This window comes from Paraburkholderia sp. WS6 (genome assembly GCF_030464835.1).
GTDB lineage: Bacteria > Pseudomonadota > Gammaproteobacteria > Burkholderiales > Burkholderiaceae > Paraburkholderia > Paraburkholderia madseniana.
Genome location: NZ_JALQCK010000010.1, coordinates 1 through 15,911, shown reverse-complemented (window position 1 = coordinate 15,911; position 15,911 = coordinate 1). Strand labels below are relative to the sequence as shown.

The 15,911-nt window shown below is 61.2% G+C and carries 15 protein-coding genes and 1 other RNA gene; 9 read left to right on the top strand and 7 right to left on the bottom strand.

The features are described from left to right. Positions 1-10: 10 nt before the first annotated feature. The 3 genes from hisC to serC form a co-directional block, all read right to left on the bottom strand. On the bottom strand, positions 11-1,123 hold the full coding sequence (hisC, locus tag M0D64_RS14245) for a histidinol-phosphate transaminase (RefSeq protein ID WP_266258163.1): 1,113 nt from the start codon (positions 1,121-1,123) through the stop codon (positions 11-13). 81 nt (positions 1,124-1,204) lie between these two features. Beyond that, a complete protein-coding gene (pheA, locus tag M0D64_RS14240) occupies positions 1,205-2,287 on the bottom strand; it encodes a prephenate dehydratase (protein ID WP_154566304.1) in 1,083 nt (360 codons plus the stop codon). A gap of 78 nt (positions 2,288-2,365) precedes the next feature. After that, on the bottom strand, positions 2,366-3,412 hold the full coding sequence (serC, locus tag M0D64_RS14235) for a 3-phosphoserine/phosphohydroxythreonine transaminase (RefSeq protein WP_266258291.1): 1,047 nt from the start codon (positions 3,410-3,412) through the stop codon (positions 2,366-2,368). On the opposite strand from serC, the gene M0D64_RS14230 reads away from it, so the two are divergent. Next, positions 3,302-3,814: a hypothetical protein gene (locus tag M0D64_RS14230; protein ID WP_266258303.1), complete on the top strand. Its 513-nt coding sequence runs from the start codon at positions 3,302-3,304 to the stop codon at positions 3,812-3,814. The two genes, serC and M0D64_RS14230, sit on opposite strands and share 111 nt — an antisense overlap. A gap of 18 nt (positions 3,815-3,832) precedes the next feature. Here the strand turns inward: M0D64_RS14230 and M0D64_RS14225 are convergent, their stop codons facing one another. After that, positions 3,833-4,435 (bottom strand): DUF2059 domain-containing protein, encoded by a 603-nt coding sequence (locus tag M0D64_RS14225; RefSeq protein ID WP_154566303.1) that lies wholly within the window; start codon positions 4,433-4,435, stop codon positions 3,833-3,835. 123 nt (positions 4,436-4,558) lie between these two features. Then, positions 4,559-7,147 carry a DNA gyrase subunit A gene (gyrA, locus tag M0D64_RS14220; protein ID WP_233468707.1) on the bottom strand — a complete coding sequence of 863 codons (2,589 nt, stop codon included), beginning with the start codon at positions 7,145-7,147 and terminating at the stop codon, positions 4,559-4,561. A 546-nt stretch (positions 7,148-7,693) separates the two neighbouring features. Between gyrA and ompA the strand changes: the two genes are divergently transcribed. The 5 genes from ompA to M0D64_RS14195 all read left to right on the top strand — a co-directional run bounded on the left by ompA (position 7,694) and on the right by M0D64_RS14195 (position 11,183). Next, positions 7,694-8,344, top strand: coding sequence for an outer membrane protein OmpA (ompA, locus tag M0D64_RS14215; protein WP_097390093.1), 651 nt, complete (start codon positions 7,694-7,696; stop codon positions 8,342-8,344). 219 nt (positions 8,345-8,563) lie between these two features. Next, positions 8,564-9,262, top strand: a complete 699-nt coding sequence (gene ubiG, locus M0D64_RS14210) for a bifunctional 2-polyprenyl-6-hydroxyphenol methylase/3-demethylubiquinol 3-O-methyltransferase UbiG (protein ID WP_154566320.1) — start codon at positions 8,564-8,566, stop codon at positions 9,260-9,262. Positions 9,263-9,295: 33 nt separating this feature from the next. Then, positions 9,296-10,009: an HAD family hydrolase gene (locus M0D64_RS14205; protein ID WP_154566301.1), complete on the top strand. Its 714-nt coding sequence runs from the start codon at positions 9,296-9,298 to the stop codon at positions 10,007-10,009. Between the two features lie 190 nt (positions 10,010-10,199). After that, positions 10,200-10,569, top strand: a transfer-messenger RNA (tmRNA) gene (ssrA, locus tag M0D64_RS14200). A gap of 245 nt (positions 10,570-10,814) precedes the next feature. Continuing rightward, positions 10,815-11,183 (top strand): hypothetical protein, encoded by a 369-nt coding sequence (locus M0D64_RS14195; protein ID WP_154566300.1) that lies wholly within the window; start codon positions 10,815-10,817, stop codon positions 11,181-11,183. Between the two features lie 122 nt (positions 11,184-11,305). Here the strand turns inward: M0D64_RS14195 and M0D64_RS14190 are convergent, their stop codons facing one another. Beyond that, on the bottom strand, positions 11,306-11,572 hold the full coding sequence (locus M0D64_RS14190; RefSeq protein WP_154566299.1) for a hypothetical protein: 267 nt from the start codon (positions 11,570-11,572) through the stop codon (positions 11,306-11,308). 109 nt (positions 11,573-11,681) lie between these two features. Then, positions 11,682-12,761 (bottom strand): substrate-binding domain-containing protein, encoded by a 1,080-nt coding sequence (locus M0D64_RS14185; protein WP_266258161.1) that lies wholly within the window; start codon positions 12,759-12,761, stop codon positions 11,682-11,684. Positions 12,762-12,895: 134 nt separating this feature from the next. On the opposite strand from M0D64_RS14185, the gene M0D64_RS14180 reads away from it, so the two are divergent. The 3 genes from M0D64_RS14180 to M0D64_RS14170 all read left to right on the top strand — a co-directional run. After that, on the top strand, positions 12,896-13,381 hold the full coding sequence (locus tag M0D64_RS14180; protein WP_266258159.1) for an NAD(P)H-dependent oxidoreductase subunit E: 486 nt from the start codon (positions 12,896-12,898) through the stop codon (positions 13,379-13,381). Beyond that, positions 13,378-14,949, top strand: coding sequence for an NADH-quinone oxidoreductase subunit NuoF (locus tag M0D64_RS14175; RefSeq protein ID WP_266258158.1), 1,572 nt, complete (start codon positions 13,378-13,380; stop codon positions 14,947-14,949). The genes M0D64_RS14180 and M0D64_RS14175 overlap by 4 nt, the downstream gene beginning before the upstream one ends. Before the next feature lie 14 nt (positions 14,950-14,963). Continuing rightward, on the top strand, positions 14,964-15,911 hold a 948-nt coding region (locus M0D64_RS14170), incomplete at its 3' end, for a 2Fe-2S iron-sulfur cluster-binding protein (RefSeq protein ID WP_266258157.1).

The following is a 15,911-nucleotide window of genomic DNA, read 5'->3' as shown; positions in this document are numbered from 1 at the left end:
GGTCAACCGCTTACGCGGTGGCGAGCGTCTTTTCGAGCGCCGCGAGGAACGCTTCGTTTTCTTCCGGCAGGCCGATCGTGATGCGCAGCCATTGCGGCAAACCGTAGTTGCCGACCGGACGAACGATCACGCCCTGCTTCAGCAACGCGAGGTTGACGCGGTTGCCGGCTGTGTCGTCATTGCCGACGCGCACCAGCACGAAATTGCCGTCCGACGGCACATACTCGAGGCCGAGTTTGTCGAAGGCTTCGGTCAAAAGACGATAGCCTTGCGCGTTCAGGGCCGCGCTCTTTTCCAGAAACGCCTTGTCGTTCAGCGCCGCGATCGCCGCGGCTTGCGCCAGCGTGTTCACGTTGAACGGCTGACGCAGACGGTTCAGCAGATCGGTCAATTCAGGCTGCGCAATCGCGAAGCCGACACGCAGGCCCGCCAGGCCAAACGCCTTCGAGAACGTGCGCGAGACCAGCAGATTCGGATAACGGCGCACCCACGCGATCGAGTCGTAGCGCTTCTCTTCCGGCAGATATTCCGTGTACGCCTCGTCGAGCACGACGACCACGTTGCGCGGCACCTTGTCGAGAAACGCTTCGAGCTTCGCGCCTTCGATGAACGTGCCGGTCGGGTTGTTCGGGTTCGCGACGAAAATCAGGCGAGTGTCGTCGGTAATCGCGGCGAGCATCGCATCGAGGTCGTGGCCGTATTTGACGGCCGGTACGACGATCGCATTTGCGCCCACGCCTTGCGTGGCGAGCGCGTAGACCGCGAACGAATATTGCGCGTAGACGATCGACTGGCCCTTCTCGACGAACGCATGCGCGGCAATTTCGAGAATGTCGTTGCTGCCGTTGCCGAGCGTGACCCAGTCGGCCGGCACACCGTAGCGCTTACTCAGCGCTGCCTTCAGTTCGAATGCATTCGCGTCCGGATAGCGGCCGAGTTCGCTGGCCGCTTGCGCCATGGCGCGTTGCGCCGATTCCGGCATGCCGAGCGGATTTTCGTTCGACGCGAGCTTCACGATGGTCGCTTCGTCGAGGCCAAACTCGCGGGCCACTTCCGAAATCGGCTTGCCGGCGATGTAAGGCGCGATCGCGCGCACATAGGAAGGACCGAAGGACGTTGTCATGAAAATCTCCGAACGACTAATTAGTAGTAAGTGAATCTGCGACAGGCGCGCCCAGGCGACATGCACGCACCTGGGCCGACATCAACGAGCACGCGGATACGAGCCGAGTATCTTCAGGAACGCGGCCTTCTGACCGAGTTCGGTGAGTGCGGCGGCAACCGCCGGCTCGTCGCGATGGCCTTCGACGTCGATATAGAAGTAGTACTCCCACGTGCCGACGCGCGCCGGGCGCGACTCGAAACGGGTCATGGAAACGCTGTGGCGCGCCAACGGCTCCAGCAACTTGAACACGGCGCCCGGCTCGTTCGCCACCGAAACGATCAACGACGTCTGATCGCTCCCGCTGACGCCGGTGCGCTCCTTGCCGATCATCACGAAACGCGTGCGGTTGTGCGGATCGTCCTGGATGAGGGCATACGCGACCTGCAGACCGTAATGCGTGGCGGCGCGATCGCCGGCGATCGCGGCGACCGTCGGATCGTCCGCTGCCATGCGCGCGGCTTCGGCATTGCTCGACACCGCCTGGCGCTCGAGGTGCGGCGCGTTGGTCGCGAGCCAGCCCTGGCACTGGGCGAGCGCCTGTGCATGCGCGCATACGCGGGTCACGCCGGTGAGGCCGCCGCCCAGCGTCAACAGATTGTGGTGAATCGGCAGCGCCAGTTCGCCGCCGATCGTGAGCTGGGTTTGCAACAGCAGATCGAGCGTGCGCGACACCGCGCCTTCGGTCGAATTCTCGACCGGCACAACGCCAAATTCGGCGGCGCCTGCTTCGACCGAGCGAAATACTTCGTCGATCGACGGACACGGCAGGCCTTCGATCGACTGACCGAAGTACTCGTGCATCGCCTGTTCGCTATACGTGCCAACCGGGCCGAGATACGCGGCCTTGATGCTCTTTTCGAGCGCGCGGCTCGCGGCCATGATCTCGCGCCAGATCGCGCTGATATGCTCGCTGGCCAGCGGACCGTCGCTCATATCCTGCAAGCGCGCGATCACCTGCTGCTCGCGCTCGGGGCGGAACACCGGTGCGTTGAAATGCTTCTTCACCTCGCCCACTTCGAGCGCCACCGCGGCACGCTGATTGAGAAGCGCGATCAGTTGCGCGTCGAGCGCGTCGATGCGTTCGCGAAGGGGTTTGAGTCGGGTATTGAGTTCGTCGTCCATGCGTGAAAACGGCCCTGCCGGTAGCTGCTGCACAAATGCGTGCTGGAAAGGATGCGCGCGCCTTAATGTCCGCGACAATCAGGCGCTGCGCTGTTCGAATTCCTTCATGTATTCGACAAGCGCTTTGACGCCTTCGAGCGGGACGGCGTTATAAATCGACGCCCGCATGCCGCCGACGGACTTGTGGCCCTTTAGCTGCACCATTCCCCGCGCTTTCGCGCCGGCCAGGAAATCTTCGTTGCGCGACTCGTCGGCGAGGAAAAACGGTACGTTCATCCGCGAGCGCGAGCCACGCTCGACCTTGTTCAGATAGAAGCTGCTCGAATCGATCGTGTCGTACAACAGCTTCGATTTTTCGAGGTTACGCGCTTCCATCGCGGCAAGGCCGCCCTGCTTCTTCAACCACTTGAACACCAGCCCCGCGATGTAGATCGCGTACGTGGGCGGCGTGTTGTACATCGAATTGTTCTCGGCGACGGTTTTCCATTCGAACGCCGACGGGCAGACCGACTGCGCGCGACCCAGCATGTCTTCACGGACGATCACCACGGTTACACCCGCCATGCCGATGTTCTTCTGCGCGCCACCAAACAGCACGCCATATTTGGCGATGTCCATCGGGCGCGACAGGATGTGCGACGAGGCGTCCGCCACCAGCGGAATATCGCCGAGGTCGGGAATCTCGAACGTCTCGACGCCGTGAATCGTCTCGTTGGTGCACAGATGCACGTACGCCGGATCGTCCGACAGTTGCCATTCCGAGCGAGCCGGGGCGCGCGTGAAGCCGTCGGCCGTCTGACCGCTCGCCGCCAGATGCACAGTGCCGTACTTTTGCGCTTCCTTGAACGACTTTTGCGACCATGACCCCGTCACGACGAAATCCGCCCGCGCTTTCGCGCCCATCAGATTCATCGGCACGATCGCGTTTTCGCCCAGGCCGCCGCCTTGCAGGAACAAAATCCGGTGGCTGGCGGGCACTTCAAGCAACTCGCGCAGATCGACGAGCGCTTCCTCGTGGATCGACATGAATTCTTTGCCGCGATGGCTCATTTCCATCACGCTCATGCCACTGCCCTGCCAATTGAGCATCTCTTCGGCTGCCTGACGCAGCACCTCTTCGGGCATGGCAGCCGGGCCGGCGGAGAAATTAAAGACGCGCATCGTGAGATCCTGGAAGCTGGCGCGAAAAAACGAACAGATCGCGCAAAAATCGGCGAAGTTAGCAGCCGCGAAGGCAGCCGTTGCAAAATTTGCGACGCGAAACTCGACAACAAGAGTTTGACGACGCGCATTGGGCGACACGCAATTGGCAACACGCGTTTGGCAACACGCGTTTGGCAAAATCTTCGCGCTCAAAAAGAAAATGGCCGCCTGCGCGTGTGCGCAAACGGCCATTATCGCATTGTCACCGCCAACCCGCCAAACCCGGCACGCCATATGGCTTGCCTAGCGGCGGCTAGCGCGATGTCAGCGCAGCCTTTCGACCTTTTGACTCAACTCGCTGGCTTATTTAGTCAACTCATTTAGCCAACTCATCCAGCCAATTTACTTAGCCGGCTTGACCGAAGCGACTTCCTTGTCAGCCTGGTCGCGCGTTGCCTTGATCGATTGCGGCATGTACTTTTGCATCAAGCCATTCACGACGTCGCGGCCAACCTGGTCTTGCACCTGGATGAACTTGCGGCCGGTCGGGCTCTTGTAGAACGCGGTCAGATCTTTGATTTCCGACGTGCTGTAGTACTTCGCGTAAGCGTCGTACTGAGCTTGCATTGCATCCTGGCGGAAGTTGTCCGTTGCGAACACTTGACCTGCGCCATCAACCAGCTTCGGCACTGCGTTCTTTTGCAGCGTCGGGACGGAAGCCTGCTTCTGCTTGTCCGTCATCGTCTTGTTTTCGCTCAGGGCGTCCGACAGGATAGCCGGAACCAGCTGCTTGGCTTGCATCTGGGCACTGTTGCCGATCGCGCCGACGAGTTTCTGTGCGTCGATTGCATCCAGCAGGTCCTTGATTGCAGCCTGCTTGGCCGGATCAACCGGTGCTGCGGCAGCAGCCGGGGCCGCCGGAGCCGAGCTCTGCAGAGCTTGAGCCATAGCGAAAGTCGGCACGAGAGCAGCCAGCAACATCAGTTGTTTGAATCGTTTTTGCATCATTACTCCCTAAGAGAAATTAACTTGAACTGCAAGCTGCGCGGGATGCGTATCGGCCCGACACGCCATTGTTCCCTGCGCAGCTTTCAACCAATAACTGAGACTGAAAGCTGCCGACGCGAATCAGGCCGCACCACCGTCTTCACCGCCGTTGTCGCCTTCGGCAGGACCTTCGGTGTCGCCTTCCACATCGATATCGGCCTCCGCCTCAGCAACCTGTTGCAGACCTGAAAGCTTGGTCCCTTCGTCAAGGCTGATGAGTGTAACACCTTGGGTTGCGCGCCCCATTTCCCGAATTTCCGATACGCGCGTACGAATCAGCACGCCCGTATTGGTGATCAGCATGATCTGCGCTTCCTGATCCACCAGCGTGGCGGCGACGACCTTGCCGTTACGCTCCGACGTCTGGATCGCGATCATTCCCTTCGTGCCGCGCCCGTGACGCGTGTACTCAGTGATCGGCGTGCGCTTGCCGTAGCCGTTTTCGGTCGCGGTCAACACCGACTGCTGCTCGTCGCCGGCCACCAGCAACGCAATCACGCTCTGGGTGTCTTCGAGTTGCATGCCGCGTACGCCGCGCGCCTCGCGGCCCATCGGGCGCACGTCGTTCTCGTCGAAGCGAACTGCCTTGCCCGAATCCGAGAACAGCATCACGTCGTGCTGGCCGTCTGTAATGGCGGCACCGATCAGGTAATCGCCGTCATCCAGACCGACCGCAATAATACCCTTGCGCAACACGCGGCTGAAGGCTTCCAACGGCGTCTTTTTTACGGTTCCTAGCGCGGTGCCCATAAAGACGAATTTGTCAGCCGAAAATTCCTTTACCGGCAAGACAACCGTAATCTTCTCGCCGTCCTGAAGCGGGAAGATATTGACGATCGGACGGCCGCGCGAGTTCCGCGAACCTTGCGGCACCTCATAGACCTTCACGCTGTAGACGCGACCACGATTCGAGAAGCACAGGATGTGATCGTGCGTGTTCGCGATGAACAGCGTATCGATCCAGTCGTCTTCTTTCATCGCCGTGGCCTGTTTGCCGCGACCACCCCGCTTCTGCGCACTATATTCAGACAGCGGCTGCGATTTCACATAGCCGGCGTGCGACATGGTCACGACCATCTCTTGCGGCGTAATCAGGTCTTCGGTGTTCAGCTCGGTTGCGTTCAGCTCGATCTTCGAGCGGCGCGCGTCGCCGAATTCGGCTTTGATCGACGTCAGTTCCTCGACGATGATCGCCGTAATGCGTTCCGGGCGAGCCAGAATGTCCAGCAGGTCGGCGATTTGCGCCATCACTTCGCGGTACTCGCCGATGATCTTGTCCTGCTCCAGACCCGTCAGGCGTTGCAGACGCATCTGCAAGATTTCCTGAGCCTGGGTGTCGGACAAGCGGTAGAGGCCGTCGGACTGCATACCGAACGACGGATTCAAACCGTCAGGGCGATAAGCCTCGCGACCACCGGCCGACGCGTTTTCCGTCTCGGCGCGCGACAACATTTCGCGCACCAGCGACGAATCCCACGGACGCGCCATCAATTCCTGCTTGGCGATCGGCGGTGTCGGCGCGGCCTTGATGATCGCGATGAACTCGTCGATGTTGGCGAGCGCGACGGCCAGACCTTCGAGCACGTGGCCGCGTTCGCGGGCCTTGCGCAGTTCGTATACAGTGCGCCGCGTCAGCACTTCCCGGCGGTGCGACAGGAAGCACGCCAGCATTTCCTTCAGGTTCAGCAGCTTCGGCTGGCCGTCGACCAGCGCGACCATGTTCATGCCGAAGGTGTCCTGAAGCTGGGTCGCCTTATACAGATTGTTGAGAACCACTTCCGGCACTTCGCCGCGCTTCAACTCGATCACGACGCGCATGCCGCTCTTGTCGGATTCGTCGCGGATGTCGGAGATGCCTTCGAGCTTCTTCTCGTTGACCAGTTCGGCGATGCGCTCCAGAAGTGAGCGCTTGTTCACCTGGTACGGCAATTCGTCGACGATGATCGACATGCGCTGACCGCGGTCGATTTCCTCGAAGTGGGTGAGCGCGCGCATCACCACGCGGCCGCGGCCGGTGCGATAGCCGTCGCGAACGCCGGCCACGCCGTAGATGATGCCGGCGGTCGGGAAGTCAGGCGCCGGAATAATCTCGATCAGTTCGTCGATCGTGGCTTCCGGGTTTTTCAGCAGATGCTGACATGCGTCGACAACCTCGTTGAGGTTATGCGGCGGGATGTTGGTCGCCATTCCGACCGCAATACCGGACGAGCCATTGATCAGCAGATTGGGAATACGCGCCGGCAGGATGGCCGGTTCGTTTTCGCTGCCGTCGTAGTTCGGCGTGAAGTCGACGGTTTCCTTGTCGATATCGGCCAGCAGCTCGTGGCCGATCTTTGCCATGCGGATTTCGGTGTACCGCATTGCCGCGGCGTTGTCGCCGTCGACCGAACCGAAGTTGCCCTGACCGTCCACCAGCATGTAGCGCAGCGAGAAATTCTGCGCCATCCGGACGATGGTGTCGTAAACAGCCGTGTCGCCGTGCGGGTGATATTTACCGATGACGTCGCCGACAATACGCGCCGACTTCTTGTACGCCCGGTTCCAGTCGTTGTTCAGTTCGTGCATCGCGTACAGCACGCGCCGGTGCACCGGCTTCAGGCCATCGCGAACATCGGGAAGCGCACGCCCCACGATCACGCTCATCGCGTAATCGAGATACGAACGGCGCATTTCCTCCTCTAGGGAGATTGGCAGAGTCTCTTTGGCGAATTGATCCATTATCCGTATCTTTTACGTGCCAAGGCGACGGCGTGAAGCTCGCTTGAAGCCCAACTCGCCGCGCCTTCGCGTAAGCATTGCAGGCGCAACGCATCACGCGATTCTAACATGCCGCGCATCCGCCCCCGACTGGGGTACGTATACCTATTAGCAGACGAGCGGAAACGGCGCCTGAACGCCCCATGATGAAATCAGGGCAGGCTCGATTTGTGCGTGGGGCAATTCGCCGCTCAGCCATGACTGGCGGCGCCTACAGCGGATTGCTTCTGTTGCGCATGCACCACAATTGGAGGGTGATTTGATTGGGGGCAGATTTTTTTATCGTTGGAAGGGAACGATATGGCAAAATGCCAACGCACAAAGAGTTAGACACTGCTCGAAGTCTACACAGCACGTTTTTTGTTCTACACCGATGTTATACTTCGAGCAATGTATGACTTGTCTTCGTCAACAGGCTCGCAGTAAACCTGCGGTAATCTCAATTTCGAGAGGAGAAATATGAATAAACTTTCAAAGCTCGCGTTCATTGCAGCTACCGCAGTTATGGCTGCATCCGCCATGGCGCAATCGGTGCCGGCGTCGCGACAAGCTACGAACGACAACTGGGTGAATGGTACCGGCGAATACGTGTGGATGAACGGCACGAACGAGCTTTGCTGGCGCGATGCATTCTGGACGCCGGCAACGGCCAACGCTAAGTGCGATGGCGCCCTGGTTGCCCAGGCTCCGACCCCGCCGGCTCCGGTTGCACCTCCTGCACCGGCTATTACGAGCCAAAAGATTACGTATCAAGCTGACGCTCTGTTCGACTTCGACAAGGCCATCCTGAAGCCGGCTGGCAAGGAAAAGCTGGACGATCTGGCATCGAAGGTCGGCTCGCTGAACCTGGAAGTCATCGTTGCAACGGGTTACACGGACCGTATCGGTTCGGACAAGTACAACGACCGCCTGTCGCTGCGCCGCGCTCAAGCTGTGAAGTCGTACCTCGTGAGCAAGGGCATCGAATCCAACCGTATCTATACGGAAGGCAAGGGCAAGCGCAACCCGGTCACGACCGGTTGCAACCAGAAGAACCACAAGCAACTCGTCGCTTGCCTCGCACCGGATCGTCGCGTGGAAGTCGAAGTTGTCGGTACTTCGAAGCAGTAAGCTACAAATTACCGCAGTATCAAAGCCCCGCTTCGGCGGGGCTTTTTTTATGCCGCTGCTATGGGCGCTGCTTGCCTTCTCCTCCGAGCACGCGCCCGAGCTGCCGGAACAGGATGCGCCAGCCACGGGGCGGCATTTTGCCGCCCCGTCGCTCGGCCTATATACTCAGGGTTTATCCTCGAGCGCCCGCTCAACGCTCTCATCGAGGCAGCTTCCGCCATGACCAACGCCGATCCCCACGAACTGCAGAAATTTAGCGACCTCGCGCATCGTTGGTGGGACCCGAATGCCGAATTCAAACCGCTGCATGAACTCAACCCGATTCGCCTGAGCTGGATCGACGCACACGCGCATCTCGCCGGCAAAACCGTGTTGGATATCGGCTGCGGCGGCGGCATTCTGTCGGAGTCGATGGCGGGATTGGGGGCGCATGTGAAGGGAATCGACCTGTCGACCCAGGCGCTCGGCGTGGCGGATCTTCACAGCCTTGAAAGTGGTGTAACCGTCAGTTACGAAGAAATCGCCGCCGAAGCACTGGCCGCCCGCGAACCGGGCACTTACGACGTCGTCACCTGCATGGAAATGCTCGAGCACGTGCCCCAACCGGCCGCCATTGTCGAAGCATGCAAAACGCTCGTGAAACCCGGTGGCTGGGTGTTTTTCTCCACGCTGAACCGCAATGTGAAGTCGTATCTGTTTGCGGTGATCGGCGCCGAATATATCGCGCGGATGCTGCCCAAGGGGACGCACGACTACGCGCGCTTCATCCGTCCGTCGGAATTGGCGAGCTTCGTGCGCACCGCCGGCCTGCGCACGGTCGACATCAAAGGTATCGTTTACAACCCGCTCAGCAAGCATTTCACGCTGTCCGCCGACACGAGCGTGAACTACATGCTCGCCTGCCGCCGCGACGTCTGATCCGCCCCGACCTGCCCGGACTCAACCCAATCAATGAGCGATCCCACGCCCCTGCCTCAACGCGAAGACAACGACGACGCGCTCGGTCTTTGCCAGGCTGTCCTGTTCGACCTCGACGGCACACTGGCCGATACCGCGCCGGATCTTGCGGCCGCCGTCAACAAAATGCGCCATGATCGCAGCCTCCAGATGGTGCCGCTCGAAGACCTGCGGCCGCTCGCGTCCGCGGGTGCGCGCGGGCTGATCGGCGGGGCGTTCGGCATCGGCCCCGAGGATCACGAGTTCGCGTCGATGCGCGAGGAGTTTCTCGCCAACTATGAAGCAGACTTGTGTATCGAGACCACGCTGTTTCCCGGCATTCCCGAATTGCTCGACGATCTCGACGCGCGGGGCGTGCGCTGGGGCATCGTGACGAACAAAGTAGCAAGGCTCACCGAGCCGCTGATCGCGCAACTCGGCCTCGAAGAGCGCGCCGGCTGCGTGGTGAGCGGCGACACGACCCCGCATTCGAAGCCGCACCCCGCGCCCCTGTTGCACGCCGCACGTGAGCTGGATGTGGTGCCGGAGCGCATCGTCTACGTCGGCGACGACTTACGCGATGTGCAGGCGGGTTTTGCGGCCGGCATGAAGACCATCGCGGCCGCTTACGGTTACTGCGGCAACGACATTCCGCCGACGCAATGGCACGCGCAGCATGTCGTGCACTCGCCCTCGGAATTGCAGAAGCTGCTACGCGACATCGAGTGAAGGGCTGAGCGGCTGAGCGCATACAGTGAACGCGGCAGACATGGCGTACGCAATGCGGCGCGTTGCCGCTTCGCCACGACAGCGCAGCAGCCTACCAGGACGACAAGACATCAAGGCAATCAGCCAGGACGTGGCCGTCAAACTATTGTAAAATCTCCGTCTGGCCCAGACATTTTGGGCAACGAACCGCGGGGGCGACCTGGTTTCGACAGGGGTTGCGAAGCGGCTAGGGCATACCGAGGACCCGTCACCTCGTTAATCAATGGGAAAAACGTAACTGCAAACGACGAAACGTTCGCACTGGCAGCCTAAGGGCCGCCGTCCTCTGCCTAGTTCACTGACGGGCTAGAGTCGCAAGACCGGTAGCAATACCGACAGAGGTCATATACGTCAGTTAAGTCTTGGCGGCGTCACGACGCCAAGGTCGAAAATCTAGTGAATCGCCGTCACGCAGCGTGTTCGTCCGCGTCGTGGTGGTTAAATCAAATGACAGAACTAAGTATGTAGAACTAGTCGTAGAGTGCTTCTGGACGCGGGTTCGATTCCCGCCGCCTCCACCAGAACATCGTTTGAAGCTGCACCATCAAGACTCACTCAAAACCCGTAAGCGGCCTGCTGCTTGCGGGTTTTTTGTTGGCTACCTATAAAACAGAAGGCACGCTCATCGAGCGGGCCTTTTTGCTGGCGCGTATCAAAGCTGCGTGAAGCCAAGGGAATAAACGCATCCCTTCAATCGTTTATTCCCCACGCGCGACCGCACGCTGCGTTCCGCGCGAGACCAACACCAAAATCAGGAGCCGACATCATGCGCAAGACTCTCTTCTGCCTCTCCACGCTGACTCTCCTCGCACTGCAGCAGACTGCTTTTGCCGAAGCCCCGAAGATCGTCGATGGCCGCTTCGTCACGGCGGACGGCATGACGCTCTATACCTTCGACAAAGACACCACGCCCGGCACGAGCGCCTGCACCGGCGGCTGCACGAGCTATTGGCCTGCTGCGGTAGCGAGCTCGTCGGACAAGCCGTCAGGCGACTGGACCGTGATTCCGTCGGCCGACGGCAAACAGCAATGGGCTTATAAAGGCCATCCACTGTATCGCTACGCGGCCGACAAGCAAGCGGGCGACATGAAGGGGGACGGCTTCAAGGACATGTGGCACACGGCAAAGCCATAACCGATAGCCGCTGAACGACGGGCCAGAACCGAGAGACTTTGTAAAAACACTCAATCGAAAACGCCGGCTGCAAGCCGGCGTCTCGAACGAATACAAAACGGAACACGAAAGCGCTGATTCGCTTATTCGTCTTTAGGACACTGCAAATTACACCCGTTCGGATCGCCATTGTCGCCGCGCTTGCGCATGGCTGACTTTTTGTTGGACTGGAATTTGTCCGAGGGCGCGGACGCCGCAAATGGCATCTGCGGATGCTCGGCAAGACGGAACTGATCTTGCAGGATACCGCCCGGCACACCCGGCGAATTCTGTGCGAAAGCAACCGAAGCGGTGGCGAGAAGCACCCCGGCCGTCGCTGCCGCAGCACATGCGTGAAGAAGAACTTTCATATCGGTTCAGCGCGGCATAGCGCGCGGTTAAGGCGTAAGCGGAAGGATAGAGATTATCCCAAACAAACGCCCGTCGCAGCGGCGACGGCACCAATTTGTTTACAGTTGCTTACACCGCACCTGGACCAAGTCCCACATCGAGATCGAGCAGCTTGCCGCAGTCGCGTGGATCGTAACCTTCGAGCTGTTCGACGCCATGCCGAAACGCCGCGCCGCGCAGCAAACCGATCACCGTTGCGAGCGGCGCGCGCTCCAGGCGGGCGCGGTCGCAGGCGAAGTAATAGTCTTCGTCGACGATCGGAATGAAGTCGAGCCCGAAGTGATGCGCCGCCGGCTCGACGCCAAAACCCACGTCTGCCATGCCGCTTGCCACGAACGCCGCGATCGCCGAGTGCGTGAGTTCCGCCGACGCATAGCCGTTGACCCGATCCGGATCGACTCCGACTTTTCGTAGCGCGAGATCGAGCAGCATGCGCGTCCCAGAACCGGGCTGACGATTGACGAAGCGAATGTCGTCGCGCGCGAGATCGCTCAGGGCGCCGATGCCCTTTGGATTCCCCTTGCCGAGAAAGAGGCCCTGCTTGCGCTTCGTCAGATGCACGAGCACGTGACGCTGCGGATCGAGCCAGCGCCGATAGGTATCGGCGCATGCCGCGCGAAACTCGCCTAGCGGCAAGTGAAAGCCGGCCAGATCACATTCGCCGCGGGCGAGCGCGCTCACCGCGTCCGCGCTGTCGCGGTATTTGATATCGACCGGCAAGTCGTTTGCGACCAGCGCCGTCACCAGCGCCGCCACGGCGTAACCGTGCGACGCGTAGATCCGCACGTCGTCGGCGGCCGGCGCGAGCCAGCGGTTCAGGTCGCTGGCGACTTCGCTCGCCAGCGCCTGCATGTTGCCGTCGAGCCGCTCGCCGCACAGGCGCTGCGCGCGCAGCACGGCCTGACCGAGCTCGGACAGCACCGAACCTCGCCCACGCTCCTTCGCGATCAGCGGGCCACCCAAACGCTCCTCGATGCTGCGCAACAAACCCCACGCGTGGCGGTAGGACAAACCCTTAAGCGTCGCCGCCTGCGCGATGCTGCCGGATTCGTCCACCAGCGCCAGCAGCGGCACGACGTCCGACAGGCTTGCCTCACGGCCATCCGGGCCCTTCACAACCAGTTGCGCCTGGCACTCGATCCTGATCATATATGTTCAACTCTTTCCTATTGCACGAGGCGTATCACCCGCCTATTGTTCGGCTATCCCATATCGAATATACGAAGCATATGTGCGCGCATTATGAATGACAAGTGCATATATGACTTTGGAGGAGCCCCCACTTGGACGATTCCATCGCCGTCGCGCCGGAGCAGTTGGTGCAGCGTCACGCGCAGCCGGGCAGGTCGCTGCTAGCGGTACTGCACGCCATTCAGGACGAACTCGGCTACGTGCCGCCCGACACGGTTGCGCCTCTCGCACGTGCCATGAACCTGTCGCGCGCGGAAGTGCACGGTGTCATCACCTACTACCATCACTTCCGCACGCAACCCGCCGCACCCGTCACGGTGCAACTGTGCCGCGCCGAAGCATGCCGCAGCATGGGCACCGAGGCGCTCGCACAGCATATCGAGGCGCAGACTGGCTGCCGTTTTGATGCGGAGCATCGGCATGACGCGACGGTCGAACTGGAATCGGTCTACTGCCTCGGACAATGCGCACTGTCGCCGGCGATGATGGTCAACGGCACGCTGCACGCGAAAGTGACACCGCAAAAGTTCGACGCGCTCTTCGCCGCCGCCAACAAATGCGTGGAGGTGACGGCATGACGCGCATTTACGTTCCCTGCGATTCGTCGGCGCTCGCGCTCGGCGCCGATGCTCTGGCTCAAGCGATCGAATCCGAAGCCGCACGCCGCGGCATTGCAATCGAACTGGTTCGCAACGGTTCACGCGGTTTGCTGTGGCTCGAACCGCTCGTCGAAGTTGCGACGGCTGAAGGCCGAGTTGGCTATGCGAACGTCGAAGAGAGCGACGTTGCCGCGCTGTTCGACGCCGGCTTCATCGAAGGTGGCGAGCACGCCCGCCGTGTCGGTGTGGTCGATGACATACCGTATCTGAAGAAGCAGCAGCGCCTGACCTTTGCGCGCATCGGCATCACCGATCCGCTTTCCGTCGACGACTACGTCGCCCACGGCGGCCTCGAAGGTCTCAAGCAAGCATTGAAAACCGACGGCGACGCCGCCTGTGAAGCGCTGATCGAATCCGGCCTGCGCGGCCGCGGCGGTGCAGCTTTCCCCGCCGGCATCAAATGGCGCACGGTACGCGGCGCGAAAGCGGCGCAGAAATACATCGTCTGCAATGCGGATGAAGGCGACTCAGGCACCTTCTCCGACCGTCTCGTGATGGAAAGCGACCCGTACGTGCTGATCGAAGGGATGATCATTGCGGGCGTCGTGACCGGTGCGACAGTCGGCTATATCTACGTGCGCAGCGAATATCCGCACTCGATCGCGACGCTCGAAGCCGCGATCGCCAAAGCGCGCGCCGCCGGTTGGCTGGGCGACAGCGTGCTCGGCTCGGCGGCGCACCGCTTCGAACTGTTCGTGGCGAAAGGCGCAGGCGCTTATGTCTGCGGCGAAGAAACCGCGCTGCTCGAATCGCTCGAAGGCAAACGCGGCATCGTGCGCGCGAAGCCGCCGGTGCCGGCGCTAGTCGGCCTTTACGGCCAGCCGACGGTGATCAACAACGTCATCACACTCGCGACGGTGCCGATCATCTTCGCGCGCGGTGCGGCGTTCTATAAAGACTTCGGCATGGGCCGCTCGCGCGGCACGCTGCCGTTCCAGCTCGCCGGCAATGTGAAGCAAGGCGGCCTGGTCGAGCTGGCGTTCGGCGTCACGCTGCGCGAACTGCTCTACGACTACGGCGGTGGCACGGCAAGCGGACGCCCGGCACGCGCCGTGCAGGTCGGCGGCCCGCTCGGCACGTATTTGCCGGAAAGCCAGTGGGACATCCCCATGGACTACGAAGCGTACGCGGCCGTCGGCGCGGTGGTCGGCCACGGCGGCATCGTCGTGCATGACGACACGTCGAATCTCGCCGAACTCGCGCAATACGCGATGCACTTCTGCGCGCTGGAATCGTGCGGCAAATGCACGCCGTGCCGGATCGGCTCGACGCGCGGCGTCGAAGTGATCGGACGGATCCGCAACGGCGATACGTCCACGCGGCAAGTGCAGTTGCTGCGCGATCTGTGCGACACGATGGTGTCCGGTTCGCTCTGCGCGATGGGCGGCATGACGCCGTTCCCGGTATTGTCCGCGCTCGACCATTTCCCCGAAGACTTCGGTCTCGACAACGTACACGACCACGCGCCCAAAGCGGCTGCGGCCTGACCCAGGAGCCTCACATGTCCGATGTGCTCAACTCCCCTGCTGGCGCCCCGAAGGAAGTCCCCTTGGGTGGCGGCTGCGGCTCCGGTAACTGCGCGTGCAAATCGCAAGCACAAGCGCAACGTGCGCCCCGCTCGTTCTTTGACGACACCGACTACGGCACACCCGCGCGTCATGCCGACGTCGACGTCACGCTGGAAATCGACGGCCAGGCGGTGACGGTTCCGGCCGGCACTTCCGTGATGCGCGCCGCCGTCGAAGCCGGCGTCAACGTGCCCAAGCTCTGCGCGACCGATTCGCTCGAACCGTTCGGCTCGTGCCGTTTGTGCCTGGTCGAGATCGAAGGCAAGCGCGGCTACCCCGCTTCGTGCACGACGCCTGTCGAAGCCGGCATGAAGGTCCGCACGCAAACCGATCGTCTGCAATCGCTGCGCCGTAACGTGATGGAGCTGTACATCTCCGATCACCCGCTCGACTGCCTCACTTGTCCCGCCAACGGCGACTGCGAATTGCAGGACATGGCAGGTGTCACCGGCCTGCGCGAAGTACGCTACGGCTTCGATGGCGCGAACCATCTGAAGGACAAGAGGGACGAATCGAATCCGTACTTCACGTACGATCCGTCGAAGTGCATCGTCTGCAATCGCTGCGTACGCGCGTGCGAAGAAACGCAAGGCACGTTCGCACTGACCATCGCAGGGCGCGGTTTCGAATCGCGCGTGGCGGCAAGCGAAAACAAGCCGTTCATGGAATCGGAATGCGTATCGTGCGGCGCGTGCGTCGCCGCGTGTCCGACCGCGACCTTGCAGGAGAAGACCGTCATCATGCTCGGCCAGGCCGAGCATTCGGTGGTCACGACGTGCGCGTATTGCGGCGTCGGCTGCTCGTTCAAGGCTGAGATGAAGGGCAACGAGGTCGTGCGGATGGTGCCGCACAAGAACGGCCAGGCCAACGAAGGCCACGCG